This window comes from Curtobacterium sp. Curtsp22, from assembly GCF_059492135.1.
Genome location: NZ_CP168519.1, coordinates 2,425,783 through 2,450,492, shown reverse-complemented (window position 1 = coordinate 2,450,492; position 24,710 = coordinate 2,425,783). Strand labels below are relative to the sequence as shown.

Below are 24,710 nucleotides of genomic sequence, written 5' to 3'. Positions count from 1 at the left end.
GACGGCTTGGGTTCTACTTCACGAACCTGTTGTCCGCGGGGTCTCAATCGTCGATCGGCCATCGAGACGGCCAAGGACCGCTGCAGCGGGCGGATCTCATATGCTCCGAGCATGGGGGTGAACAAGGACCAGCAGTTCACGGTCATCGTCGGAGCCCTTGTGGCAGTGTTCGCCGGCGTGGGCGTGATCGTCGCGTGGGCGACGGAGTTCATCAGCCTCTAGTCGCTCGCTGAGCGATCGGCTACCGAACGTCATGCTGCGCCGGTAGCGTTCGAGTGGTGACGTCCTACCGGGCTGAGCCACCCGGGCCCGGTGGTTCGTTGAGTCACCGGCTACGGCGGCGTGCTCGGCGTAATCAGTCCGACCAGCGCGATCCGCTAAGCGTCAGTTGTGACGCCTTCTATTGGCTGCGGTCGCTGTGGCGTAGCCAGAGAGGACCAACGCCACGAACACGATGATGATCAGCCCTACGGCAATGTCCAGGCCCGTATCTTGCGAGAGCGTTATCCATATTCGGGCAACTGCGACTACGACCGCGACGGCCGCGCCGAGGAACAAGACGAGTGCGATGACGAGCAGACTCAGTGCGAAGCCACGCCATGGCGCAGCCTGACCCTTGTTGGGCGGCGCTGGACGGCGGTCTCCGTACGGCGAGGAGGAGTCGGACACCATCTGAATCTAGTCGGAGACCGCGACGAACCTAGCGGCCGGCAGAGGATGTTTGCATCTCGTGCCGATCGCCCAGCACTTCGTCGCGGCGCAGCGACGTCGACAAGCCCCGGTGTGAGCAGCTTCGCTCGTGTCGTGATCGCGTTCCGGAAACCGATCGGCTACCGGGCAGACGCTTACACGATCCCTACGGTCAAGCAGGCGACAGCGCCGCAGTAGATGACAGTGACGGGAACGAGTGTGAACCGACTCCACCACTGCTCGGTCTTGACCAGCCTCCGCGCGCCAAGCTGCGCCCACGCCGGTGGGCGTAGCGACCGAGCCTCTTGCGCAACAAGAGTTCGACCGTGGCGAAGATCGCCAGCGTTATGCCGAGGCCCATCCAGCTACTCGTCGGCATCATGACCCTTCATTCGTCCGACGCTAGAGCGTAGGCGAGCGTTTCGTTAGCCGATCGGGTATCGGACCCCCTGGTCAGGACGGGATCCGCTGCGAGCGGCATGCGCGGCCAAGAACGACTGTCGCTTTTGCCCGATAGCCTCCTCCGCGTGAGCATCTCCGACTTCGACGTCGAGCCCAGATCCGGGTTGCGCGTTGGGGTGGTCCTGCTCGGCATCGCAAGTGCGATCGCCGGGGTTCTCGCGATCATTGGATGGCCGTTGCCCGTCATCTCGTCGACGCACGGCCGAGGCCGGCATGCCTGGGCACGGACCATCCACGAAGTCCAAGACTGGTTCACACACGACGGCTGGCGGATGTCCGGAGCATCGTGGATCTACGGTGCTCTCGCGGTCGTCGCGGCGGCCGCCGTGGTCGTTCTGCTTCATCCTTCTTGGAGCGGCCGCCGAGCCTTGCTCATCGTCGTCGTACCGGCCGGAGCGCTGCTCGTGGTGGGCCCTGTACTGCAGTGGGCTCTCGGACTGCCTTGGACGAACTACGGAAGCGGGTCGGCCAGCAGCACGGCGATCGGCATCGTTGCGACGGTTGCGTGCGGCGCCGTGCTCATGGCCTCACGTCGGGCAGCGAGGCGAAAGGCCCGACGCGATACAGATCAGGGCACGCTCGCTCACTGACTTGGTGACCCGGCGGAGGAGCCCCGCGGGCACAGGCGTGACACTGGCGCGCCGACCCGTCTCGTAAGCCGATCCTCGTCCTTCACACCCACCGGTACCGTCAGCATTATGACGCAGCGCGGGGAACGTGGATGGAACTACCTGATGTGGACGCAGACCGGCACAGCGGTCATCGTCACAGTGGGAGGGTTCGCCATACTCTTCACTGACCCTGCCTCCGTCTGGGGCGGTGTCGCCCTGGTCGTCCTCGGCGCTGGTGCACTCGGGCTTCTCGCTTTCGTACGGCGCCGCGGCCGTTACTAGCTGCCACTTCCACCCGAACTGTGTCGTCCCAGTCGTGGACCTGCGGCCCTCTCGGTATCGGATCGACTACCGGACACCGGCACCAGCGCTGCTGTAGTTGCCGAGGACGCCGTCCGCTTCGCACTCGGGTGCCGCGTCTGCCCTGTCTTACAACTGTCCACCATGACGCGTGAGCCACCGAGCTCCTACGAGGCGTGGCAAGGTGACCCCATGAACACAGGAGCCGATCGGTGGGGTGTCCCAGACACGATGTTCGGCGGCCCCATCCCCGACGAGTTCGCCGCAGCGATCGCCCGCGTCGCGCTCCTGTCCGCACTCGTGGAGAGCAAACTTCACGGGCTGCTCTCGACCGTCGGAACCGACCCGCAGAGTACGTGGGCCGGACGTCCCGCTGGCGCTGTCCTCGACGAGCTCGACCAGATCGCACGAGCGGGCATACCCGCTCGACGGTCAGCACCTCCGAAGCTCATTCACGCTCTCCGATCAGAGGTCGCAGCCGCCCGTACGGACGCTCACACCCGCAACGAACTCCTCCACGCCGTCTGGCCTCTCCCCCTCGTCGATGGCGGTGTGGGGTGGAAACCACTCCCCCCCCTAAACAACGGGAGAACCCCGCCGCCTGGACCCGGTCCGTGACGGGCGAGTTCAAACCCCTCATCACCCGGCTCGTCAACCACGTCAGCACCATCGAGACGCTCCGAGCCAGGACCGAGGAACTCCCTCGAAACCAGAATCCCCCGACCCAGTAGTGAGTGCCGAGTCAGCTATGGGGCAATGATGCGTCGGTACGGGATCTGGATGGCGTGAACCATCGGCTCGCGTACGGCGGCCCTGATCGTGCTGGCGGTCCTGGCGGCATCCACGCGCTCATGCCTTGGCCACCGCTGCTCGCTGCGATCGCCGTCGCCGTTGCCGTTGCCGTTGCCGTTGCCGTTGCCGTTGCCCGGACGATTCTGATCACGCTGGGGCCGCGCGTCGCCCGTCAGCAGAAACGGGAGCGCCGTGAGGAGCAGAACCAACGTGTCCGTCAACCGATCCTTCCGGACCCACGGCGCTGGACACATCTACGGAAGCGGCTGCCGTCGGATCCAGACGGTGACGCTCACATGAGCGAGCCCGCTCCCAGCAGCACAGATCATTGCCCATCCGATGAGGCTGCGTCCCGTGGCGATGAAGCCGATCCCGAACGCGAAGACGAGCGCGACTAGGAGTGCACCGAGAACGAGCATCACTAGGCTGATCACGGGACTGGCGTTCTGAGTGAGCCGTGCGTCACGCACCCACGTTGGATTCCGCACACGCCATAGGAAGAGCGCGACGGTCCCCACCAGGATCACGACGCTCGCCGCGAGGAGGATCGCTTCAGCCACGACGAGATGCTAGCTCGCCCTCAGTCCCACGTAGGCGACGTCCAAAATCGCCAGACTGCTTGCCCCGCGAACCGATCCCCAGCCGGACGGCCTGGATCAGACAGCCTGGATCAGGACGAGGGTGCGCCGCCACCGAGACATTCACCGACCTCCGCCACCCCACCCATCGAGGCCGAGCACTCGCCGTGCTCCGCTCGACCGGTGCCGTCGGAGTCGTCCACATCACAGCCCGTTCCGCCCGACACAGCGAAGCCCACAACGAGCTGCACTTCAACGCATGGATTCCGATCGTCGTCGTCGTGATCGTCGCAGCGGTCATCCTGTTCCTCCGGCGGAGCCGCTGGTGTTGTCTTACTAGCCGATCGGCCAGCGGACAGTCGATGAATCAGCGGTCCGCGGTCAGCGGTCCGACCGGCCAGCTCGCCCGGAGACGATCAGCACCGCGCACGCCACGACGATGAGTACTGCCCCGAGAATTCTTTGTTGGCACCCCCGGGGGCACTACGAAGAGGCCAACTCCGCAAGCCGCGAGAACGATCAGAAGCGTGAGCGTCCTAGGCCGGATGTGCATGCGTCCGATCGGCTACCGAGACGGTGCGGGCGGCGCTGGCGGTGATAGACAGAGACATCCGACCCACGAAAGCGACGCCAAGCTCGGAAGCTGACAGACCCTGAGCAGCGAGCCGTGACGTAGGCAATCGAGCGACTCAATCGCGATCTCGTGATCGGCCGATCAGCGCGTCGGCCCACAGGCCCACGCCGCCGATTAGAAGGACGATGCCGATGATCCAGGTCGGGAACCCGTGCGTCGTAGTCACAGTCCGTACCGGCGTCAGTACGCAAATCAAACCCAGCACAAGGGAGGCCGTTGCAACGCTCGCCCGTCGCCAGAAATTCGACCTCTTCATGAGACGAACTTAGCCAGCGCCAGGAAGCGAGATCGCACAATCATCCTGTCCGCTAGCCGGTCGTCGACCGGACTCGGCGACGCCGAGGACGCGGAGGTACTTGCCGTAGGCGAGGGCGGTTCGTTGCTGAGGTGCCTGCTAGCGCGACCTGTCGGGAGCTCTTGTCTCAGATAGGTGGTCCGCGATCCTTCTCGGCGGAGGTGCGTCATGCGGACGCTTCGCGCGCGCTCCCGGGTCCCGGGGTGAGCGACGGACCGTCGCCCCCGCCCGCGCGCATGGCGACAAGTTGTGTGCGGAGGACACAAGTTGTAAGCGCAGCGACAAGAAGGCCCTACTGCGGCATGTCCACGAACCTCGAGAACATCCCGTGGAACGCCACCGTGATCGTGTCCGTCGGCCCGTTGCGGTGCTTCGCCACGATGAGGTCCGCCTCACCCTGCCGCGGGTTGTCCTTCTCGTACGCCGACTCACGGTGCAGCAGGATGACCATGTCGGCGTCCTGCTCGATCGACCCGGACTCACGCAGGTCGGAGATCTGGGGCTTCTTGTCGGCACGCTGCTCGGGGCCACGGTTCAGCTGCGACAGCGCGACGACGGGGACCTGGAGCTCCTTCGCCATGAGCTTCAGCGCACGGGAGAACTCGGAGACCTCTTGCTGGCGGGACTCGACCTTCTTGCCGGACGTCATGAGCTGCAGGTAGTCGATGACGACCATGCGGAGGTTGTGCTGCTGCTTGAGACGCCGGCACTTCGCCCGGATCTCCACGAGCGTCATGTTGGGGGAGTCGTCGATGAAGAACGGCGCGTCGTTGATCCGCCCACGGGTCTGCGCGATCGTCGTCCAGTCGCGGGAGTCGACGGTGCCCTTGCGCATGTTCTGCAGCGGCACGCTGGACTCGGCGGAGAGCAGACGCATCGCGATCTCGGCGCGACCCATCTCGAGCGAGAAGAACGCGGCGGTCTCGTTGTGCTTGATCGCGGCCGAACGGCAGAGGTCGAGCGCGAGCGTCGACTTCCCGAGGGCCGGGCGGGCGGCGATGATGATGAGCTGCCCGGGGTGGAAGCCGTTCGTGAGGCCGTCGAGCTGGGCGAACCCGGTCGGGACGCCGGTCATCTGCCCGTCACGCCCCTTCGCGGCCTCGATCTCGTCGAGGGCGGCGGAGATGGCGTCGGTGAGGGGCACGTAGTCCTCGGTCTGGACACCACCGGCGACGTTGTAGACCTCGGCCTGCGCGCTGTTGACGAGGTCGGTGACCTCACCCTCGGACGCGTAGCCCATCTGCACGATGCGGGTGCCCGCGTCGACGAGGCGGCGCAGCACGGCCTTCTCCGCCACGATCGCCGCGTAGTACCCGGCGTTCGCCGCGGTGGGCACCATGCTCGTGACGCTGTGCAGGTACTCGGCGCCGCCGGCGCGGGACAGCAGGCCGGTCTTCGTCAGCTCGTCGGTGACGGCGATGACGTCGGTCGGTTCACCGTGCGAGTAGAGGGACAGGATCGCGTCGAAGATGACCTCGTGCTTGGGGATGTAGAAGTCCACGCCACGTGCTGTCTCGATGACGTCGGCCACGGCGTCCTTCGACAGGAGCATGCCGCCGATCGTCGACTGCTCGGCGAGCATGTCGTGCGGGGGAGTGCGTTCCGCGCCACCACGATCCGCGTAGTCCTGCGGCGCGGGTTCGAGATGCGCGATCGACACACTTGCTCCTCTTGTTCAGTGGCGGCTCGTCCAGTGGCTGGGACGGGTCCGCCGACGGCGGCCGTGACGAACCGACCGTCCCTGTTCTACCCCGGGCGACCGACATCGCCGAGTCGCTGGGCCAAGCTACGGGGACAGAGTTATCCCCAGCAAACGGCCCTGTGGATAACTCTGTGGAGAGCCTGCGGAACACGCCGGGATGCTGTGTGGACAACTGTGGACAGGGGTGTGGACAAGTGGCCTGGGGAACACACTTTCGACCGCTTGACCTGGGGTTTCGTGTTCCACACCATGTGTGGAGAAGTGGGGTTCAAGTACGCATTGAAGGTTGCCGATCCGACCGTTTCGCCTGTGTAAAAACAGTTGACAAACGGAAACCTGAGGACAACTTTCCCAAGCCGTTCCCAGCAAGCGCGACCCTGTCTGAGAAGTAACCGGTCAGCGCGGGACGAGCCGCGCCTCCTGGGTCGGAACCGCCACCGACGACCCCGGAACGCGACGACGGGCGGGCCTCCCGGAGGAGACCCGCCCGTCGTGAGCGGAAGACCGCAGCCAGTGTTACTTGGCGGCGACGACCTGGAGCGAGATCACGGCAGTGATGTCCTCGCGCAGACGCACGGTGGCCTCGTGGTCACCGACGGTCTTGATGGTCGCGGGGACCTCGACCTTGCGCTTGTCGAGCGAGCCGACGCCCTGCGCCTGGACGGCGTCAGCGACGTCGCCCGGACGGACGGAGCCGAACAGACGACCGTCCTTGCCGGCCTTGACGGTCAGCTTGATGGTCGCGTTCTCGAGCTTCATCTTGAGGTCCTGTGCCTCTTCGATGGTGGCGAGCTCGCGAGCGGCACGTGCCGCACGGATCGACTCGACCTGCTTCTCGCCGCCCTTGGACCACGCGACAGCGAAGCCCTGCGGGATCAGGTAGTTGCGGGCGTAGCCGTTCTTGACGTCGACGACGTCACCGGCGGAACCGAGGCCGGAGACCTCGTGGGTGAGGATGAGCTTCGACATGTGTCGACCTCCGATCAGCGGCCGGAGCCGGCGTAGGGGAGGAGCGCCATCTCACGGGCGTTCTTCACGGCACGGGCGATGAGGCGCTGCTCCTGGACGGAGACGCCGGTGATGCGACGGGCGCGGATCTTGCCACGCTCCGAGATGAACTTGCGAAGGGTCGCGACGTCCTTGTAGTCGATGACGCCGACCTTGATCGACTTCGCGGGAGCGGCGTTCTTGCCGCCCTTACCGCGAGGCTTCCGGCGATCGCCGGTGCTCTTTCCAGCCATTGTTTGTCCTTAAGAAGTGGAAGTTGTGTCCGTTGAACCGCGGAGGATCAGAACGGGGTCTCGTCGTCGTACGTGCCGCCCGGGGTGCTCCACACGTCGTTCGACTGTGCGTTGCCGCCCTGCTGGCCACCCTGGGGGGACCAGGGCGCGTCCGACTGACCGCCGCCGTTGTTGCTCCAGCCGCCGCCGTTGCCGCCGTTGCCCGCCGGGGCGTTGCCGCCACCGACCTGGCCACGACCGCCGCCGGAGCCACCCGCAGCACGGGTGATCTGCGCGGTCGCGTAGCGGAGCGACGGGCCGATCTCGTCGACCTCGAGCTCGATGCTCGTGCGCTGCTGGCCCTCACGGTCCTGGTACGAGCGCTGACGGAGACGACCCTGCGCGATGACGCGCGAGCCCTTCGTCAGCGAGCCCGCCACGTGCTCGGCGAACTCGCGCCAGACGCTCGCACGGAGGAACAGCGCGTCGCCGTCCTTCCACTCGTTCGCCTGACGGTCGAACGTGCGAGGAGTCGACGCGATGGTGAAGTTCGCCACGGCGAGCCCGTTCTGCGTGTACCGCAGCTCCGGGTCCGCGGTGAGGTTGCCCACCACCGTGATGACGGTTTCGCCGGCCACGGGTTACTCGGCGCTCGCGGTCGCGTTGGCGGCCTTGCGGGCCGCGCGGGCCTCGTCGCGCTGCTTCTGGGCGGCGACCTGCGCGATGCCCTCTTCGGCGCGGAGGACCTTCGTGCGGAGCACGGCCTCGGAGAGGCCGAGCTGACGGTCCAGCTCCTTGGCGGCCTCGGGGGTGGACGTGAAGTCCACGACGGCGTAGATGCCCTCGGACTTCTTCGCGATCTCGTAGGCGAGACGACGACGGCCCCAGACGTCCACGTTGTCGACGGTGCCACCGTCGTTGCGGATCACAGCGAGGAACTTGTCCAGGCTGGGAGCGACGGTGCGCTCGTCGATCTCGGGGTCGAGGATCGCCATCAGTTCGTACTGGTGCATGCGGAACCCACCTCCTCTGGTCTCAGCGGCCCCGAGCAGTTCTCGGGGCAGGAGGGTTGATGCATGTGTCCCGCCACGCAGAGTGCGTGCGGACAACCCGGCAAGCTTAGCGGACGGCCTGGAGGCGCGCCACCGGCTGTGCAGAACCGATCGCGTCCGTCAGGCGGTCGCGTCGCGGGCGGCCCACCAGTCGCGCAGGCGCGCTTCGGCATCGTCGGGCCCGAGCGGCCCCTCGTCCATCCGCACCTCGAGGAGGAAGCGGTAGGCCTCGCCCACGGCACGCCCCGGCGGGATGTCGAGGATGCGCATGATGTCGTCGCCGGAGAGGTCCGGACGGATCGAGTCGAGCTTCTCCTGCTCGGAGAGTTCCCGGATCCGGTCCTCGAGGTCGTCGTACGCGAAGGCGAGCCGGTCGGCCTTGCGGCGGTTCCGGGTGGTGACGTCGGAGCGGGTGAGCTCGTGCAGGCGTTCGAGCTGGTCGCCGGCGTCGCGGACGTAACGACGGACGGCGGAGTCGGTCCACGCGCCGTCGGTGTAGCCGAAGAAGCGGAGGTGCAGCTCGATCAGGCGGCTGACGGCGGCGATCGTGTCGTTGTCGAAGCGCAGGGCACGGAGCCGCTTCTTCGCGAGCTTCGAGCCGACGAGGTCGTGGTGGTGGAAGCTCACGGCGCCGCCGGGCTCGAGCTTGCGGGTCGCGGGCTTCCCGATGTCGTGCAGGAGCGCTGCGAGTCGGAGCACCGTGTCGGGGGCGTCGCCGGGGTGCCGCTCGGCCTCGTAGCCGATCGCCTGCGTCAGGACCGTGAGGGAGTGCTCGTAGACGTCCTTGTGGTGGTGGTGCTCGTCGATCTCGAGCCGCATCGCCGGCAGTTCGGGGAGGAACCGCTCGGCGAGCCCGGTGTCGACGAGCAGACGCACGCCGTCCACCGGTTCGTCCGTGTTCAGCAGCTTGACCAGTTCGTCGCGGACCCGCTCGGCGGAGACGATGTCGATCGAGTCGACCAGATCCGTCATGGCCTCGCGCACCTCGTCCGACACCGTGAAGCCGAGCTGCGCGGTGAACCGGGCGGCGCGCATCATCCGCAGGGGGTCGTCGCGGAAGGAGACCCGGGCGGCCTGGGGCGTGTGCAGGCGCTCGGCGAGGAGGTCCTCGACGCCCCCGTGCACGTCGACGAGCTCCCGTGCGGGCAGACGGAGCGCCATCGCGTTGACGGTGAAGTCGCGGCGGAGCAGGTCGTCCTCGATGGTGTCGCCGAACGCGACCTCGGGCTTGCGGGTCTCGCCGTCGTAGACGTCGCTGCGGTACGTGGTGATCTCGACCTGCTCGCCGGCCACCCGCGCGGCGATGGTGCCGAACTGCCGACCGACATCCCAGGTGTTGCTCGCGATCGGTCCGACGATCCGCAGGATGTCGTCCGGACGGGCGTCGGTGGTGAAGTCGAGGTCGGTGACCGCTCGCCCGAGGAAGGCGTCGCGGACGGGACCGCCGACGAGGGCCAGTTCGTGTCCGGCGTCGGCGAAAGCCCGAGCGAGGATGGCGACGGGCTCGGTGGCGGCGAGTGCGTCGAGTCGCTCGACGGCCTGGGCAACGGACTGCATGACGGTCCTCATCCTCCCAGATCGCAGGCCTGAGTTCTCCACAACGTGCGCGCGCACGGGAGCGTTCATGGTCGGGCCTCATACACTCGTGGACGGCCCGAACCGACCCCGTGGCCCCTCCCGCATGCAGATCTTCCGCACCACGCTCGCCGCCGCCGCGTCGGCCCTCGTCGCGCTCGGCCTCGTCGTCGCGCCCGCTGCGGCCGATGGTGCACTCGCCACGACGGCCTCCACGACCACGACGCACGCCGCACACCCCGCGGCTGCCGAGCAGGGCCGGACGACGATCACGATCGCGCCGGCGAACCGCGGGATCGTCCAGCGCGACGAGGACCTCGAGCTCTCCGTCACGGTCACCAACGACACCGACGCGGACGTCCCCGCCGGCACCGCGGAGCTCGACATCTTCCGCTCCGTGAGCACGCGCGACGTCCTCTCCGACTGGCTCGCCGACACCAGCACGACCGGTTACCTCGGCGCCCCGATGGACTCCGTGGATGTCCCGGCGGTCCCGGCACACCGATCCGTCACGCTCGGCTCGGTGAAGATCGTCTCGGGCAACGTCGCCCTCGGCGGGTACTCGTCGTTCGGTGCCCGACGCATCGCCGCCGAGTACACGGCGGGTGACACCTACGCCGTGGCGCGGTCGGCGATCACCTGGTACCCCGAGACGGACCAGACGCCGGTGAGCGTCTCGGTCGCGATGCCCATCACCGTCCCGGCGACGAACCAGGGCGTCCTGACGGCCGGCGTCCTGGCCTCAGCGACCGCCGTCGACGGCACGCTCACCCAGCAGCTCGACGCCGCCGAGGACCACAACGTCGCCGTCGCGATCGACCCGCGGATCATCGCGTCCATCCGGATCCTCGGCGAGAACGCACCGTCGTCGGCGACCGCGTGGTTGGACCGGCTCGAGTCGCTCCGGAACGAGACCTTCGCGCTCCCGTACGCCGACGCCGACGTCATCGGCCTCCGGCAAGCGGGAGCCGACGGGGTCCTCTCGCCGATCTCCCTCGACCAGGAGATCAAGCAGCAGAACTTCCCCGGCGCGTCCACCCCGACCCCGACCCCGACGTCGGATCCGCAGAGCCCGACGGCCGACCCCTCCGCCTCGACGTCACCGACCGACGACGCCACCGCCGACCCCGGGACGGACGACGAGGCACCCGCGACGCTGCCCACCACCGATTCCCTGCTCGACTTCCCCTACTCGATGGACGGGATCGCCTGGCCGTCGGACGGCACCGTCACCGCGGCGGACCTGCCGGCGCTCGCGAAGGCCGGCTCGAAGACGACGATCGTGTCGAGCGGCAACACGTCGGCCGGCGCGGACACGACGATCGCCGCGTCCGAGCAGATCGCCGGGCAGCACGTCCTCGTGTCCGACCAGTCGATGTCCGCCCTGCTCCGCACCGCCGCGACCGCATCGAGCCAGCAAGAGTGGTCGACGGCCATGTCCGAGCTCACCGCGACGCTCGCCACCTCCGCCCGGGCGGGCACGGCCGAGGCACCGATCCTGCTCACCCTCGGTCGCGACTGGCCGACGAACTCCGCACGGCTGAGCCAGGCCCTCGACGCGCTCGAGGACACCGCCTGGGTCGCCCCGGCGGACCTCTCCACCGCGGCCTCCGCCACGGCCGGCTCCCTCACGCTGTCGGCCGGGACGAACGGCGACGCCCGCATCGACCAGCTGCAGCGACTGGTGGACGGCGAACAGGACCTCGCCGGGTTCGCGTCCGCGCTGGACACCCCGACCGACCTGACCGCGCCCGCCCGACTCCGGCTGCTCGCCCTGGCCTCGAACGCCTGGCGCACCGACACGGACGGCCTCGCGACCGCCGTCGACGCCCAGGTCGCGAACTGGGCGGGCAAGACCTCGCAGATCAGCATCCCCGACTCGAGCAGTCTCACCCTGCTCGGCGACCGGTCCTCGCTGCCGATCTCCATCCGGAACCGCTCCGACTTCCCGGTCACGGTGCTGTTGTCCGTGCAGCCGTCCAACTCCGCGCTGCGGGTGGTGCGGAACGACATCGAGGTGAAGATCCAGCCGGACTCCTCCACCCGCACGACGGTGCCGGTCCAGTCGGTCGCGAACGGCAAGGTCAACCTGACCCTCTCCCTCACGAGTCCGACCGGGGTGAAGATCGCGACCCCGGCCACCGTCGAGCTGAACGTCCAGGCGCAGTGGGAGACCGTGATCACCGCGGCCGCAGCAGTGGCGCTCGTCGCGATCTTCGGGTTCGGCATCTTCCGGAGCATCCGGAAGCGTCGCCGTCGCCGGAACGGCGACGTCGACGAGGACGACGAGGACCCGAACCGGCTGCTCGAGGTCCAGCCGGTGGTCGGTGGGGACCCCGTGCCCGCCGCATCGCCGCACGACGGGCGTGCATCCTTCCTCCAGTCCGACACCGCGGTGCGCGACGCACCGACAGCCGACCCCGAGGAGCCGACCATCAGCGCCACCCAGCCCGAGCCGTCCGTCGACGCGGAGCCGGCCGCCGAGCGCAATCTCGGCCGTGCCAGTGCGATGCTCGCCGCCGGCACCATGCTGTCGCGCATCCTCGGCTTCGCGAAGACCTTCGTCCTCGCCTTCGCGATCGGCAACACCGGCTCCGACGCCGCGAACGCCTTCGGCATCTCGAACCAGCTGCCGAACAACATCTACGCGCTCATCGCCGGCGGCCTGCTGTCCGCCGTGCTCATCCCGCAGATCGTGCGGTCGATGAAACAGCACACCGACGGCGGCGTGGCCTACGTCAACAAGATCGTGACGCTCGGCGGGTCGGTGTTCGTCGTCATCGCCGTCGTCGCGACGATCCTGGCGCCGTTCCTCGTGTGGGTGTACAGCCAGCAGGCGTCCGGCGACAGCAAGGGCTTCACGCCCGCCCAGACGGACCTGGCCGTCGCCTTCGCGTTCTGGTGCCTGCCGCAGATCCTCTTCTACGCGATGTACTCGCTCCTCGGCGAGGTCCTCAACGCGAAGCAGGTGTTCGGGCCCTTCACCTGGGCGCCGCTGCTCAACAACGTCATCGCGATCGCGGGACTGATCGTCTTCATCGCGCTGTTCGGCGGTCGCGACGTCAACTCCTCCACCGAGGGGTGGACGGCGATCAAGATCGCCGTCCTCGCCGGCAGCGCGTCACTGGGCGTGTTCGCGCAGGCCGCCTTCCTGCCGTTCTTCTGGCGGCGTGCCGGACTGACCTTCCGACCGGACTTCCGCTGGCGCGGGGTGGGGCTGCGCTCCACCGGGACGGCTGCCGGGTGGCTCTTCGCGATGATCCTCGTGACGCAGCTCGCCGGCATCGTGCAGTCCCGCGTCGCTTCGCTCGCCGGGGGCGCCGGCATCGCCACCCTCGGCACGACGTGGCTGCTGTTCATGCTCCCGCACTCGATCATCGCGGTCTCCATCGCGACGGCGTACTTCACGCGGATGAGCCACGACGCCGAACGCGGCGACCTCGGAGCAGTGCGCCGCAACCTCTCGCTCTCGCTGCGGATCGTCGGCCTCTTCACCGTGTTCGCGAGCGTCGCGCTCATCGTGCTCGCGATGCCGTTCGCCCGGATCTGGGAGAACCGGTTCGACCACACCCAGGCGATGGCCGAGGTCCTGTGGGCCTACATGCCGGGTCTCGTGCTGTTCAGCATGCTCTTCATCATCCAGCGGGTGTTCTGGGCCCTGCACGACCACCGCACGCCGTTCCTGATGCAGTGCGTCCAGTCGGTGCTCTTCGTCATCGGTGCCCTCGCCGTCGCGACCTTCCCCGGCAACGTGATCGGCGTCTCGATCGCGGTGTGCACGACCGTCGCGGGGACCGTGCAGACGATCATCGCGCTCGTCCTCGTCCGCAAGCGTCTGAACGGCATCGAGGGGCCGATCGTCACCCGGTCGCACGTGCAGTTCGTCATCGCCGCGCTCATCTCCGGCGTCGTGGGGCTCGTCGTCGTCAACTTCTTCGGCGGCTTCTCGGCCGACGGGTTCGCGATGTCCGACGTCTCCGGCGCACTGATCACCATCGCCCTCACCGGTGCCGTGATGGTGCTCGTCTACTTCGGGGCGCTCGTCGTCGCGAAGAACGGCGAGATCAGGGGCGCCGTCGACATCCTGCGGAAGCGGCTCGGTCGCTGACGCGCTCCCGGGCGATGCGGAATGCCACGCCGGTAGCATGTGTTGACCCGGTCAGCTATCTACGGAAGGGCAGCGAGGCATGCGCCAGCTCATCATCATCGGTTCCGGCCCGGCCGGGTTCACCGCCGGCATCTACGCGGCACGCGCGGAGCTCAAGCCCCTGATCGTCGCCTCCAGCGTCGAGACCGGCGGCGAGCTCACGAAGACGACCGAGGTCGAGAACTTCCCGGGCTTCCCCGAGGGGATCCAGGGCCCGGACCTCATGATCAAGATGCAGGAACAGGCCGAGAAGTTCGGCGCAGAGGTCCTGTACGACGACGCCGTGTCGGTCGACCTCACCGGTGACGTCAAGAAGGTCACGGTCGGCTCCGGCGAGACGTACGAGGCCCTCGCGGTCATCTACGCGACCGGTTCGGCGTACCGCCACCTCGGCCTCGCAGACGAAGAGCGGCTGTCCGGCCACGGCGTCAGCTGGTGCGCCACCTGCGACGGCTTCTTCTTCCGCCAGAAGAACATCGCCGTCGTCGGCGGTGGCGACTCCGCGATGGAAGAGGCGACGTTCCTCACCCGCTTCGCCGACAAGGTGACGGTCATCCACCGCAAGGACACCCTGCGCGCGTCGAAGATCATGCAGGACCGGGCGATGAACGACCCGAAGATCGAGTTCGCGTGGAACAAGGAGGTCACCGGCATCACGGGTGACTCCGCGGTGACCGGCGTCACGCTGCGCGACACGGTGGACGGCACCGAGAGCGAGCTGGCCCTCGACGGCCTCTTCATCGCGATCGGCAACGACCCGCGCACGCACCTGATCCACGGGCAGATCGACATCGCCCCCGAGGGCACGATCGCGGTCCAGGGTCGCTCCTCGAAGACGAACCTGCCCGGCGTGTTCGCCGCCGGTGACGTCATCGACCCGACCTACCGCCAGGCGATCACGGCCGCCGGCTCCGGCACCGTCGCGGCGCTCGACGCGGAGAAGTACCTCGCCGAGCTCGACGACGCGCTGACCGGCCCTGCCGAGGGCGTGACCCCGGAGTCGCCCGTCACGGTCGACGTCGAAGCCGCCCACGCCTGATCCACGGAATACCGCAGCGCCCCGGGCGTTGCACCCACTGATCGACTTCTCGAAGGAGCACACATGTCCAACGCCAAGGCAGTCACCGACGCCACCTTCTCGGACGAGGTCCTCAAGTCCGACAAGACGATCCTCGTCGACTTCTGGGCCGAGTGGTGCGGCCCGTGTCGCGCGGTCTCGCCGATCCTCGACCAGATCGCCGAAGAGCACGCCGGCAAGATCGAGATCGTGAAGCTCAACGTGGACGACAACCCCCAGTCGGCCATGAACTACCAGATCACCTCGATCCCGGCGATGAAGGTCTTCAAGGGCGGCGAGGTCGTCAAGACCGTCATCGGCGCGAAGCCGAAGCCGGCGCTCGAGGCCGACCTCGCAGAGTTCCTCGCGTAGGCACCTGCCCCACCGAGCGGCCCCGCACCCCACCGGGTGCGGGGCCGCTCGCGTCTTCCAAGCCACTGGTTCAGGATCGGCCCCGTCGCGGGGCCCGGGTTTCCGGGGTCGATGTCGTAGTGTGGCGGGAATGTGAGTGGCGGGCAGGTCCCGCTGGAACGGAGCCAAGATGACGAACGGCAACAGCCTCGACCCCTGGTACGACTCCTACGCCCAGCGCACCGCCGGGCTGAGCGCCTCCGAGGTCCGAGCCCTGTTCGCCGTCGCGTCGCGGCCCGAGGTGGTCTCGCTCGCCGGCGGCATGCCGTACGTCTCCGCCCTGCCGCGTGAGCTCGTCACGGGTTCCCTCGACCGTGTCATGGCCGAGGACGCCGCCATGGCGCTCCAGTACGGCGGGGGACAGGGCCTGCGGTCCCTGCGCGAGCACATCGTCGACGTGATGAGCCTCGAGGGCATCCGTGCCAGCGCCGAGGACGTCGTCGTCACCACCGGTTCGCAGCACGCGCTGGACCTCGTCACGCGGCTCTTCATCGACCCGGGTGACGTCGTGCTCGCCGAATCGCCGTCCTACGTCGGCGCGATCGGGGTCTTCCGGTCGTACCAGGCCGAGACCGTGCACGTCACCACCGACGAGAACGGTCTCGTCCCCGAAGCGCTGCGCGAAGCGATCGCGAACCTGCGGACCCAGGGCAAGCGGATCAAGTTCCTCTACACGATCCCGAACTTCCACAACCCCGCCGGTGTGACCCTCAGCCGCGAGCGTCGCATCGAGATCCTCGACATCTGCCGGTCGAACAACATCCTCGTGCTCGAGGACAACCCCTACGGCCTCCTCTGGTTCGACGAGCCGGCGCCGCAGGCGATCCGATCGATCGACGAAGAGGGCGTGGTCTACCTCGGCTCGTTCTCCAAGACGCTCGCGCCGGGCTTCCGTGTCGGCTGGGCCCTCGCACCGCACGCCATCCGCGAGAAGCTCGTCCTCGCCAACGAGTCGGCCGTCCTCGCGCCGAACTCCTTCGGCCAGTACGTCGTGAACGCCTACCTCGACGCCGCGGACTGGAAGGGTCAGGTCGACACCTTCCGGGGCCTCTACGCCGAGCGTCGTGACGCCATGCTGTCCGCGCTGGGGGAGTTCCTGCCGGACCTGTCCTGGACGAAGCCGAACGGTGGGTTCTTCGTCTGGCTGACCCTGCCCGAGTCGCTCGACTCCAAGGGGATGCTGCCGCGGGCGGTCAAGGAGCTCGTCGCCTACACCCCGGGGACGGCCTTCTACGCCGACGGACGCGGCGGCGGGCACATCCGCCTGTCGTTCTGCTACCCGACGCCGGAGCAGATCCGCGTCGGCGTGAAGCGGCTCGCGAACGTCGTCAACGACGAGCTCGAGCTGGTCGAGACCTTCGGGTCCGCGACGCGGCCCAACGCCGTCGTCCGACCCGCATCGGCGGTGGGCGCACCGCCGCCGAACATCTCCTGATCAGCATTTTTCACCGTTCCACCCGCAGTACCGGAGGTCCATCCGCATGGCCGAGCTCACCCGCCGTCACGTCGTCGTCGTCGCGGGAGGGATCTCGCACGAGCGTGACGTCTCCCTGCGGTCCGGTCGCCGTGTGGCCGACTCGCTGACCGGGTACGGCTGGCAGGTGGACCTCCGCGACGCAGACGCATCGTTGCTGCCGACCCTGCGGGAGAGCCGCCCGGACGTCGTGTGGCCGGCTCTGCACGGCGCCTCCGGTGAGGACGGCGCCCTGCGGGGCATCCTGGAGGCGCTGGACATCCCGTTCGTCGGCTCACGTTCGACGTCGGCCCGGCTGGCATGGGACAAGCCCACCGCGTCGGCGCTGGTCGCGCGGGCTGGCGTTCGGACCCCTCGCTCGGTCACGCTCTCGCACGACGTCTTCCGGGAGCTCGGAGCGGTCGGCGTCCTCGAGAGCATCGCTGTCGAGCACCCGGTCCCACTCGCCGTCAAGCCGGCCCGAGGCGGCAGCGCCCAGGGCGTCACACTCGTCGACGACGTGAACGACCTGCCGCGCGCGATGGTCACCGCGTACACGTACTGCGACGACGTCGTGGTCGAGCAGCTCATCCGTGGGACCGAGGTCGCGGTCGGCATCATCGACACCGGCGACGGTCCGGTGGCGCTCTCCGCCGTCGAGATCGTCCCCCGCAACGGCATCTACGGGTTCGAGGCGCGGTACAACGCCGGCGAGACCACGTTCTACACGCCGGCCCGCCTGTCCGAGGAGTTCGCGGCTGCTGCGTCCTCCGCCGCCGTGGCAGCCCATGAGGCCCTCGGTCTGCGACACATCTCGCGCGTCGACCTCATCGTCGATGCTGCTGGGACGCCCTGGTTCCTCGAGGCGAACGTCCTTCCCGGGCTCACCGAGACCTCCCTCGTGCCGCAGGCCCTCTCCGCGTCGGGCTTCGACCTCGGGTGGACCTACGCCGAGCTCGCGGAGCAGGCGATCCGCGACCACCGGGCCTGACACCGCGATCGTGGGGTGCCGACACGTTCCACGTGGAACATCCCTTGCCGTCGTCCTGGCGGCCGTGGACCTCGCGACACTGGCCGTGGGCGAAGCCATGCATTGGCGGGCCGCTCGTCGGGCAGGACGGCTTCCACGACAGACGAAGGGCTCCACTGGGCTCGTCGTCGTCCTGGGGTTCGGCAATCGGGGTCGTCGCATCAACGTCGTGAATCGGTGGCGGGCTCGGATCGCTGTCCGCACAGCACGTTCGGCTCGCGCGGCCGGCGCTTCCGTTCAGATCCTCTGCAGTGGGGGAGCCGTGCGCGGAACGGTCGCGGAGGCTATCCTCCTCCGCGACCACATCGAGAGCACTCTCGGGTGGGATGGTCCGATCGGGATCGAGTCGGAGAGTCGTTCGACGTGGGAGAACGTTCGCAATGCGCTGCCGTGGATCGAGGCCGCTGACTGGGTCGCCTTTGCATCGAACGGGTTGCACGCTGAGAAGGCGCGTGTCTACCTCGCGCGTCAGCGACCGGAGCTCGCTGACCGGCTCGCGGCTGCCGATGACTACCGGTTCGGAGAGATGATGCTACTGAAGCCTGTGTTCGCTGCAGTCGGGCTGTGGAAGCTTCGTGCCGTGTTCCACGTGAAACCTCCGGCCTAGTTCGCTCGTTCCACGTGGAACATTCGCCCAAACCTGCGCGGAAGGCACTTGAGAGACATCGCGGAGCGAGCAGGTCCGGAGCCACAGCCCTCACTTCCATGCATCCCGGGACGCTATGGGATCCCTGCGTGCGGCCGTGATGCATGATGGAGACGGCGCCTTCGGTTAGCCCGCACCCGTTTCATCGCACTCGAACAGGTGCCCCTCGCAGCGGCTCGCAGACCAAGGGCTCCATGCCAAGCGCCGAGGAGATCCTTCGCAGCTCATCGTCCAACGGGGGAGCGGCCCGGCCCGAGTGCCCCGCCCATCACCGATCGCGCCGTTGCCGCGAAGGAACCGCGGGGACCAACTCTTCCTCGTATCGTGCGGGTCTTCCGACATTCCGCCTCAACGTCTCCCGCCACCCACACGCGTGCGAACGTGCAGCCGGGGTCGAGGCCGGAATCGAAACGCGCCGCAACCGCTCGGTCACCCCACCGCGAATGCGCGGCCCGGATCACCGCCACGGCGGAGACACGCGAGCCACTGGTTTCGATGCCTGGCCGCTTTTGGTCGCTCCGTGCAGAGGCGAGATCGCTCGGTCTGACGGCTCCGGTGGGCGCGAGCACGGCGCCACGATCGGACAGAGCGGCGTCTGCTGGCCCACACGAACCACCCTCGGCGCTTCGACTCGATGTTCCACGTGAAACGCTACCTGCACGATCAGTCCCCTGAACAACGGGGTAGGCGAGAGGCCACAGCAGGCTCACTCAGGGCCCAGTAGACCCGCCGTCAAACCCGCGACCCGACGACGCTGTCGAGCCGGCAGGCGGCCGCACAGCGCCGTACAGAGACCTCCGCGGCAGAAGACGGCCGAACGTCAGCCCGCGACGTCCTCGATCCCAAGCTCCCCGAGGATCCGGTTGAGGTCATCCCCGTTCGCGAAGTCGATCGTCACCGAGCTCTTCCGCGCCCCGACAGCGATCTTGACCCGCGTGTTCAATCGATCCCCGAGCCGCTCCGCCAGGTCGTTGAAATGCACCTGCCGCTTCGACGGCTCCGCCTTGGGCTTCACCGGCGTCTTCGCCGCGAGCTGCTGCGCGATCGACTCGGCGGCCCGAACGGACAGGTCCTCGTTGACGATCTTCTCGGCGAGGTACTCCATGGCCTCGGCGTCAGGCGCAGCGAGGATCGCACGTGCGTGCCCGGCCGAGAGCACGCCAGCTGCCACGCGCCGCTGAACGGGGGAGGGGAGTCGCAGGAGACGAATGGTGTTGGTGATCTGCGGGCGCGAACGGCCGATCCGCTGGGCGAGCTGCTCCTGCGTGATCCCGAAGTCCGCCAGCAGCTGCTGGTACGCCGACGCCTCTTCGAGCGGGTTGAGGTTCGCGCGGTGGAGGTTCTCCAGCAGGGCGTCACGGAGCATCGCATCGTCGGGGGTGTCCTTGACGATGGCGGGGATGGTGCTGAGCCCGAGCTCCTTGGTGGCGCGGAGTCGGCGCTCACCCATGATCAGCTCGTACTGCGGCTCCGTCCCAGCGGCGCCGGCAATCGGGCGCACGACGATGGGCTGGAGGACCCCGATCTCGCGGATCGAGTGGACGAGTTCCTGCAGTTCCTCTTCGCGGAACTCCTTGCGCGGCTGGTGCGCGTTCGGCACGACGTCGAGGGGGTTCAGGTTCGCCAGACGCGCGCCGGGAACCGCGACGAGCTCCTCTGCGGTCGCACCGTCGACGAGCGGCGCGGACGCCGGCGATCCACCGGTCGGGAAGAACACGTCGACGGGACGGTCCTGCTGCTCCGACGCCGTCGGGATGAGGGCTCCGATGCCCCGTCCGAGTCCAGTTCGCTTCGGTGCCATCAGTGCTGCGCTCCTCGTGCTGCGATCTCGGCTGCCGCCTCCAGGTAGGAGAGCGAGCCGGTTGAGTTGACGTCGTACGCAACGACGCTCTGCCCGTAGCTCGGGGCTTCGCTGACGCGGACGGATCGGGGGATCACGGCCTCGAGTACCTGCTCGCCGAAGTGCTCCCGCACGTCTGCTGCGACCTGGTTGGAGAGGTTCGTCCGGCTGTCGTACATCGTCAAGAGGATGGTCGACACGGCGAGGTTCGGGTTCAGGTGCCGCTCGATGAGCTCGATGTTCCGGAGCAGCTGACTCAGCCCTTCGAGCGCGTAGTACTCGCACTGGATCGGGATGAGGACCTCGCGCGCTGCGACGAAGGCGTTGATCGTGAGCAGTCCGAGCGACGGCGGGCAGTCGATGAAGACGTAGTGGTACGGCTCATCCAGCGACTCGAGGTACTGGTCCAGCGCGGTCCGCAGGCGCTGTTCGCGGGCGACGAGCGACACCAGTTCGATCTCGGCGCCGGCGAGGTGGATCGTGGCCGGTACGCACCAGAGCGTGTCCGACTCGGGGGAGCGCTGGACCGTGTCGGCGATCGGTGCCTCGTCGACGATCACGTCGTAGATGCTCGGGACCTCGGCCTGGTGGTTGACGCCGAGCGCCGTGGACGCGTTTCCCTGTGGGTCGAGGTCGATCACCAGCACGCGCGCTCCACCGTGCGCCAACGCAGCGGCGAGGTTGACCGTGGTGGTGGTCTTGCCGACGCCACCCTTCTGGTTCGACACCGTGAAGACACGCGTCTTCGGCGGCAGCGGGAACTGCTGCGTCGCGATCGCACGGCGACGACGGTTCAGATCAGCGATCTCACGGGCGAGCGGTGTCGACGCGTCGTAATCGGTCGATGAACTCAACGAGTGCCTCTTCCCCGGTTCGGTGTTTCACGTGGAACGCGGAGCCACTGGTGGCCGGTCGAACCGGCCCGAGCCGCAGCGTCAGTCAACTGTAGCCCGGAAGACGCGCGTGGTCTCCTCGACCACACCGACTCCGAGCTCGAGCACCTCGACATCGGCGAGACGCTTCCGGAGGATGACCTTTCGGGCCTTCTCCATCTCGTCCTCGACGCGGGCGCCCTTCATGAGGATGAGCTGGCCACCGGATCGAACCAGGGGCACGGTCAGGGGGATCAGCTTCGACAAGGCGCTGACGGCCCGCGCAGTCACCTGGTCGACGACGATGTCGTCGGCGACGTCCTCAGCACGGGCACGGACGACCTCGACGTTGTCGAGGCCCAGGCGCGAGGCCTCTGACGTCAACCAATCCACTCGCCGTTCCATCGGTTCGATGAGCGTGAGGTGCACGTCGGGCCGGGCGATCGCGAGCACCAGGCCGGGGAGTCCAGCACCGGAACCGACGTCGGCGACCCGGCCCCGTTCCTCCAGGAGTGGAGCGAGCACCGCAGAATTGAGGATATGTCGCGTCCACAAGCGCGGCAGCTCGAGCGGGCCGATCAGGCCGAGCTCCTCACCGCGTCGAGCGAGCTCGTTCGTGAAGGAACGCGCCAGATCCAGGCGATCGCCGAAGAGCGTCGCAGCAGCCGCCGGCTCCGTCTCGAGGACGGGAGGTGCGGTCTCGGTCATCGGGTGACGACCGTGTGGCGGTCCCGACCCTCACCCTCGGACTCCGAGTGGAAGCCCTTCTCGGCGACCAGGTCGTGGACCAGCTTGCGCTCGTACGACGACATCGCGGGGAGTGCAGCCGTGGTCGAACCCGCCCCGATGCGCTCGATGGCGGTGTCGACGAGCCGCTGCAGTTCGGACGCACGAGCATCGCGTGAGCCGCCGACGTCGAGGATCAGCCTGCTGAACTCGCCGGTCTCCGCCTGGACGGCGATGCGCGTGAGCTCCTGCAGGGCCGAGACGGTGTCTGGCTTCGACAGCACGCGGAGCGCGTCGCCCTCGTCCGTGACGGAGAGGTACACGCGGCCCGCACGCTCCTCGATCTCGATGTCACCGTCGAGGTCGCAGATGTCGAGGAGTTCCTCGATGTAGTCCGCCGCGATGTCGGCTTCGTCGCGGGCGTCGTCGTCCACGGTCGCGGTCGAGGTGTCGACGGTGGTGTCCACGGCGTCCGCGGTGTCCTGCTCGGTCACTTACTTCTTCCCGTTCTTCTTGGCACGGTTCTTGCCGACAGGCTGCTGCCGCTGGGTCGTCACACGGACGGCCTCGATCTCGGCGGCACCGGCCCCGGCGCCAGCCTCGGCGAGGACCGGGGTGGCGGCACCACGACGCTGCGCCTTCTTCGCGAGACGTGCCTCACGAGCGAGTGCGGCCTCGGAACCGGGGGTCGGCATGCTGCGGATGACGAAGTACTGCTGCGCCATCGTCCAGACGTTCGAGGCGAGCCAGTAGAACATGACACCGAGGGGGAACGACAGACCGGAGATGACGAAGACCAGCGGGAGGATGTACAGCATCATCTTCTGCTGGCGGTACATCGGAGACTCCTTGGTCTCCGGCGACATGTTCTTCGCGACGAGCTGCAGCTGGGTGATGAACTGCGAGGCGGTCATCACGACGATCATGACGCCGGCGATGACCCGGACCTCCCAGCCGGAGGCGTTCGTGAACGTCTCGTGCAGGGGAGCGCCGAAGAGCGATGCGTTGCCGAACGACGCGGCGAGGTCGTTCGTGAGCAGGCCGATGCCCGTCTTGTTGATCTGCGCCTCGTGCAGCACCGAGTACAGCGAGAAGAAGATCGGCATCTGGATCAGCAGCGGCAGGCAGGAGCTCAGCGGGTTCGTCCCGGTCTCCTTGTACAGCGCCATGGTCTCGCGGCTCATGGCCTCACGCGAGAACTGGTCCTTCTTGCCCTTGTACTTCTCTTGGATCTTCTTGAGCTGCGGCGCCACCTCGAGCATGCGGCGCTGCGACTTGATCTGGCGCACGAAGATCGGGATGAGCGCGGCGCGCACCACGAAGGTCAGGAAGATGATGGAGAGCACCCAGGTGATGCCGGCTCCGGGGTCCATGCCGATGCTCTCGAAGATCCAGTGGAAGCCCACGAGGATGGCCGAGACCACCCACTTGAGCGGCCAGAGGATCGTTCCGATGAATCCGAGGTCCATGGGGACTGTCACGCCTTTCGAGTGCGCTGGGGGAGCAGGACCGGCAGGGTGGAACCACCCGTGGGCTGCGGCTGGGTCGGTGCGAGCACGAACCCGAACCGGTTGACGTCGTAGGGGCGACGCCGTGCACGGACGTCGTCGATGCCCCCGGCTGCCCAGGGGTTGCACCGTGCGATGCGCCATGCACCCATGGCCGATCCGCGGACGACGCCGTACTGCTGGATCGCCTCGAGCGCGTACCGGGAGCACGAGGGGTGGTACCGACAGACGTTGCCGTAGAGCGGTGAGATCACGGCACGGTAGGCGCGCAGCACGATGACGCACACGTTGCGCGGGAGCAACGCGACGGCCCAGGCGAGCCGGGTCCACAGGTTGCGGTTCATGCTGCCTTCTCCACACCACGCGCACAGGAGCGCGAGACGTCTTCGAGCAGGGTAGGCCATCCGGCCTGCGCAGCGGCTGGCAGTGCGCGGACCACCACGTCGTAGCCGACGGGGATGTCGGCGAGCAGCCCGTGCGCGATCGCCTTGAGGCGACGCCTGACCAGGTTCCGGGTCACGGCGTTGCCCACCGTCTTCGCGACGATGAACCCGAACCGTGTCGGACCGGTACCGCTCGATGGGTCGTCCGAGGTGCGACGGACCACCGATACGACGGCGTGCGCCGTGGCGCTTCTGCGACCACGACGCACGACGGACCGATAGTCGTCACCTCGGACGATCCGGTTGGCGCGGGCCAACACGAGTCGGTACCGGAGGACGAGATCAGGCGGGGAGCCTGATCAGGCGCTGAGCTCGGTGCGGCCCTTGGCGCGACGTGCGGCCAGGATGGCGCGGCCGGCACGGGTGCGCATGCGGGCGCGGAAGCCGTGCTTCTTGGCGCGGCGGCGGTTGTTCGGCTGGAAGGTGCGCTTGCTCATGATGTTCTCCACACGGCTGCTCGCGGCGAGCCGTCACGTATGTGTAGTCGCTCGGTGCCGAACGACGCAGATGGGCGCGACCGAACGGCCGCAGTCAACTGGTTAACGGTACGTGACAGGGGCGAGCAGGTCAAACGCCGTCGTTGACCCGACCGCGGGAGCGGTGCGCACGTTCATTATCCACATTGGGGAAAACGTGCGTTCGGTACGACGCGCTCGAGTCCTTTAC

Annotated in this window: 23 protein-coding genes; 7 read left to right on the top strand and 16 right to left on the bottom strand. The window is 67.9% G+C overall.

The features are described from left to right. Positions 1-1,217 precede the first annotated feature (1,217 nt). Positions 1,218-1,742, top strand: a complete 525-nt coding sequence (locus ACEN8D_RS11800; protein WP_413398039.1) for a hypothetical protein — start codon at positions 1,218-1,220, stop codon at positions 1,740-1,742. 1,067 nt (positions 1,743-2,809) lie between these two features. On the opposite strand, the gene ACEN8D_RS11795 is transcribed toward ACEN8D_RS11800, so the two are convergent. The 8 genes from ACEN8D_RS11795 to ACEN8D_RS11760 all read right to left on the bottom strand — a co-directional run bounded on the left by ACEN8D_RS11795 (position 2,810) and on the right by ACEN8D_RS11760 (position 9,893). Further along, the gene (locus ACEN8D_RS11795; RefSeq protein WP_413398040.1) at positions 2,810-3,076 is read right to left on the bottom strand and encodes a hypothetical protein; all 267 of its coding nucleotides are present in this window, start codon (positions 3,074-3,076) and stop codon (positions 2,810-2,812) included. A 33-nt stretch (positions 3,077-3,109) separates the two neighbouring features. Then, positions 3,110-3,415: a hypothetical protein gene (locus ACEN8D_RS11790; RefSeq protein WP_261645879.1), complete on the bottom strand. Its 306-nt coding sequence runs from the start codon at positions 3,413-3,415 to the stop codon at positions 3,110-3,112. Positions 3,416-4,654: 1,239 nt separating this feature from the next. Further along, on the bottom strand, positions 4,655-6,022 hold the full coding sequence (gene dnaB / locus ACEN8D_RS11785; protein WP_413398041.1) for a replicative DNA helicase: 1,368 nt from the start codon (positions 6,020-6,022) through the stop codon (positions 4,655-4,657). A gap of 558 nt (positions 6,023-6,580) precedes the next feature. Further along, positions 6,581-7,033 carry a 50S ribosomal protein L9 gene (gene rplI / locus ACEN8D_RS11780; RefSeq protein ID WP_069712629.1) on the bottom strand — a complete coding sequence of 151 codons (453 nt, stop codon included), beginning with the start codon at positions 7,031-7,033 and terminating at the stop codon, positions 6,581-6,583. Between the two features lie 14 nt (positions 7,034-7,047). Then, positions 7,048-7,305, bottom strand: a complete 258-nt coding sequence (rpsR, locus tag ACEN8D_RS11775) for a 30S ribosomal protein S18 (RefSeq protein ID WP_017887834.1) — start codon at positions 7,303-7,305, stop codon at positions 7,048-7,050. 47 nt (positions 7,306-7,352) lie between these two features. Beyond that, on the bottom strand, positions 7,353-7,922 hold the full coding sequence (locus tag ACEN8D_RS11770; protein ID WP_413398042.1) for a single-stranded DNA-binding protein: 570 nt from the start codon (positions 7,920-7,922) through the stop codon (positions 7,353-7,355). A 3-nt stretch (positions 7,923-7,925) separates the two neighbouring features. Then, positions 7,926-8,297: a 30S ribosomal protein S6 gene (rpsF, locus tag ACEN8D_RS11765; protein ID WP_022907088.1), complete on the bottom strand. Its 372-nt coding sequence runs from the start codon at positions 8,295-8,297 to the stop codon at positions 7,926-7,928. Between the two features lie 159 nt (positions 8,298-8,456). Then, positions 8,457-9,893: a CCA tRNA nucleotidyltransferase gene (locus ACEN8D_RS11760; protein ID WP_413398043.1), complete on the bottom strand. Its 1,437-nt coding sequence runs from the start codon at positions 9,891-9,893 to the stop codon at positions 8,457-8,459. A gap of 124 nt (positions 9,894-10,017) precedes the next feature. Between ACEN8D_RS11760 and ACEN8D_RS11755 the strand changes: the two genes are divergently transcribed. From ACEN8D_RS11755 to ACEN8D_RS11730, 6 genes are all read left to right on the top strand, one after another. After that, positions 10,018-14,019, top strand: a complete 4,002-nt coding sequence (locus ACEN8D_RS11755; protein ID WP_495601018.1) for a DUF6049 family protein — start codon at positions 10,018-10,020, stop codon at positions 14,017-14,019. 79 nt (positions 14,020-14,098) lie between these two features. Next, the gene (trxB, locus tag ACEN8D_RS11750) at positions 14,099-15,097 is read left to right on the top strand and encodes a thioredoxin-disulfide reductase (protein ID WP_070417477.1); all 999 of its coding nucleotides are present in this window, start codon (positions 14,099-14,101) and stop codon (positions 15,095-15,097) included. Between the two features lie 63 nt (positions 15,098-15,160). Further along, positions 15,161-15,487 (top strand): thioredoxin, encoded by a 327-nt coding sequence (gene trxA / locus ACEN8D_RS11745; protein WP_017887828.1) that lies wholly within the window; start codon positions 15,161-15,163, stop codon positions 15,485-15,487. A 169-nt stretch (positions 15,488-15,656) separates the two neighbouring features. Then, positions 15,657-16,961, top strand: coding sequence for an aminotransferase-like domain-containing protein (locus tag ACEN8D_RS11740; protein ID WP_413398045.1), 1,305 nt, complete (start codon positions 15,657-15,659; stop codon positions 16,959-16,961). A gap of 46 nt (positions 16,962-17,007) precedes the next feature. After that, entirely contained in the window at positions 17,008-17,970 is a 963-nt protein-coding gene (locus tag ACEN8D_RS11735; protein WP_413398046.1) for a D-alanine--D-alanine ligase family protein, read from the top strand. Between the two features lie 97 nt (positions 17,971-18,067). After that, positions 18,068-18,616, top strand: coding sequence for an ElyC/SanA/YdcF family protein (locus tag ACEN8D_RS11730; RefSeq protein WP_413398050.1), 549 nt, complete (start codon positions 18,068-18,070; stop codon positions 18,614-18,616). A gap of 859 nt (positions 18,617-19,475) precedes the next feature. Here ACEN8D_RS11730 and ACEN8D_RS11725 read toward each other — a convergent pair. The 8 genes from ACEN8D_RS11725 to rpmH form a co-directional block, all read right to left on the bottom strand. After that, positions 19,476-20,456 carry a ParB/RepB/Spo0J family partition protein gene (locus tag ACEN8D_RS11725; protein WP_309777623.1) on the bottom strand — a complete coding sequence of 327 codons (981 nt, stop codon included), beginning with the start codon at positions 20,454-20,456 and terminating at the stop codon, positions 19,476-19,478. Beyond that, entirely contained in the window at positions 20,456-21,349 is an 894-nt protein-coding gene (locus ACEN8D_RS11720; protein ID WP_071294225.1) for a ParA family protein, read from the bottom strand. Before ACEN8D_RS11720 ends, ACEN8D_RS11725 begins: the two co-directional genes overlap by 1 nt. An 81-nt stretch (positions 21,350-21,430) precedes the next feature. Then, on the bottom strand, positions 21,431-22,075 hold the full coding sequence (gene rsmG, locus ACEN8D_RS11715) for a 16S rRNA (guanine(527)-N(7))-methyltransferase RsmG (RefSeq protein ID WP_092385580.1): 645 nt from the start codon (positions 22,073-22,075) through the stop codon (positions 21,431-21,433). After that, positions 22,072-22,587 (bottom strand): Jag family protein, encoded by a 516-nt coding sequence (locus tag ACEN8D_RS11710; protein ID WP_413398047.1) that lies wholly within the window; start codon positions 22,585-22,587, stop codon positions 22,072-22,074. Before ACEN8D_RS11710 ends, rsmG begins: the two co-directional genes overlap by 4 nt. Beyond that, complete coding sequence (gene yidC / locus ACEN8D_RS11705) at positions 22,588-23,562, bottom strand: membrane protein insertase YidC (RefSeq protein WP_070417471.1); 975 nt, start codon at positions 23,560-23,562, stop codon at positions 22,588-22,590. 8 nt (positions 23,563-23,570) lie between these two features. Continuing rightward, complete coding sequence (gene yidD, locus ACEN8D_RS11700) at positions 23,571-23,945, bottom strand: membrane protein insertion efficiency factor YidD (protein ID WP_413398048.1); 375 nt, start codon at positions 23,943-23,945, stop codon at positions 23,571-23,573. Continuing rightward, entirely contained in the window at positions 23,942-24,304 is a 363-nt protein-coding gene (rnpA, locus tag ACEN8D_RS11695) for a ribonuclease P protein component (RefSeq protein ID WP_070417469.1), read from the bottom strand. The genes yidD and rnpA overlap by 4 nt, the downstream gene beginning before the upstream one ends. Before the next feature lie 39 nt (positions 24,305-24,343). After that, entirely contained in the window at positions 24,344-24,481 is a 138-nt protein-coding gene (rpmH, locus tag ACEN8D_RS11690) for a 50S ribosomal protein L34 (protein WP_058724833.1), read from the bottom strand. Positions 24,482-24,710: the final 229 nt, after the last annotated feature.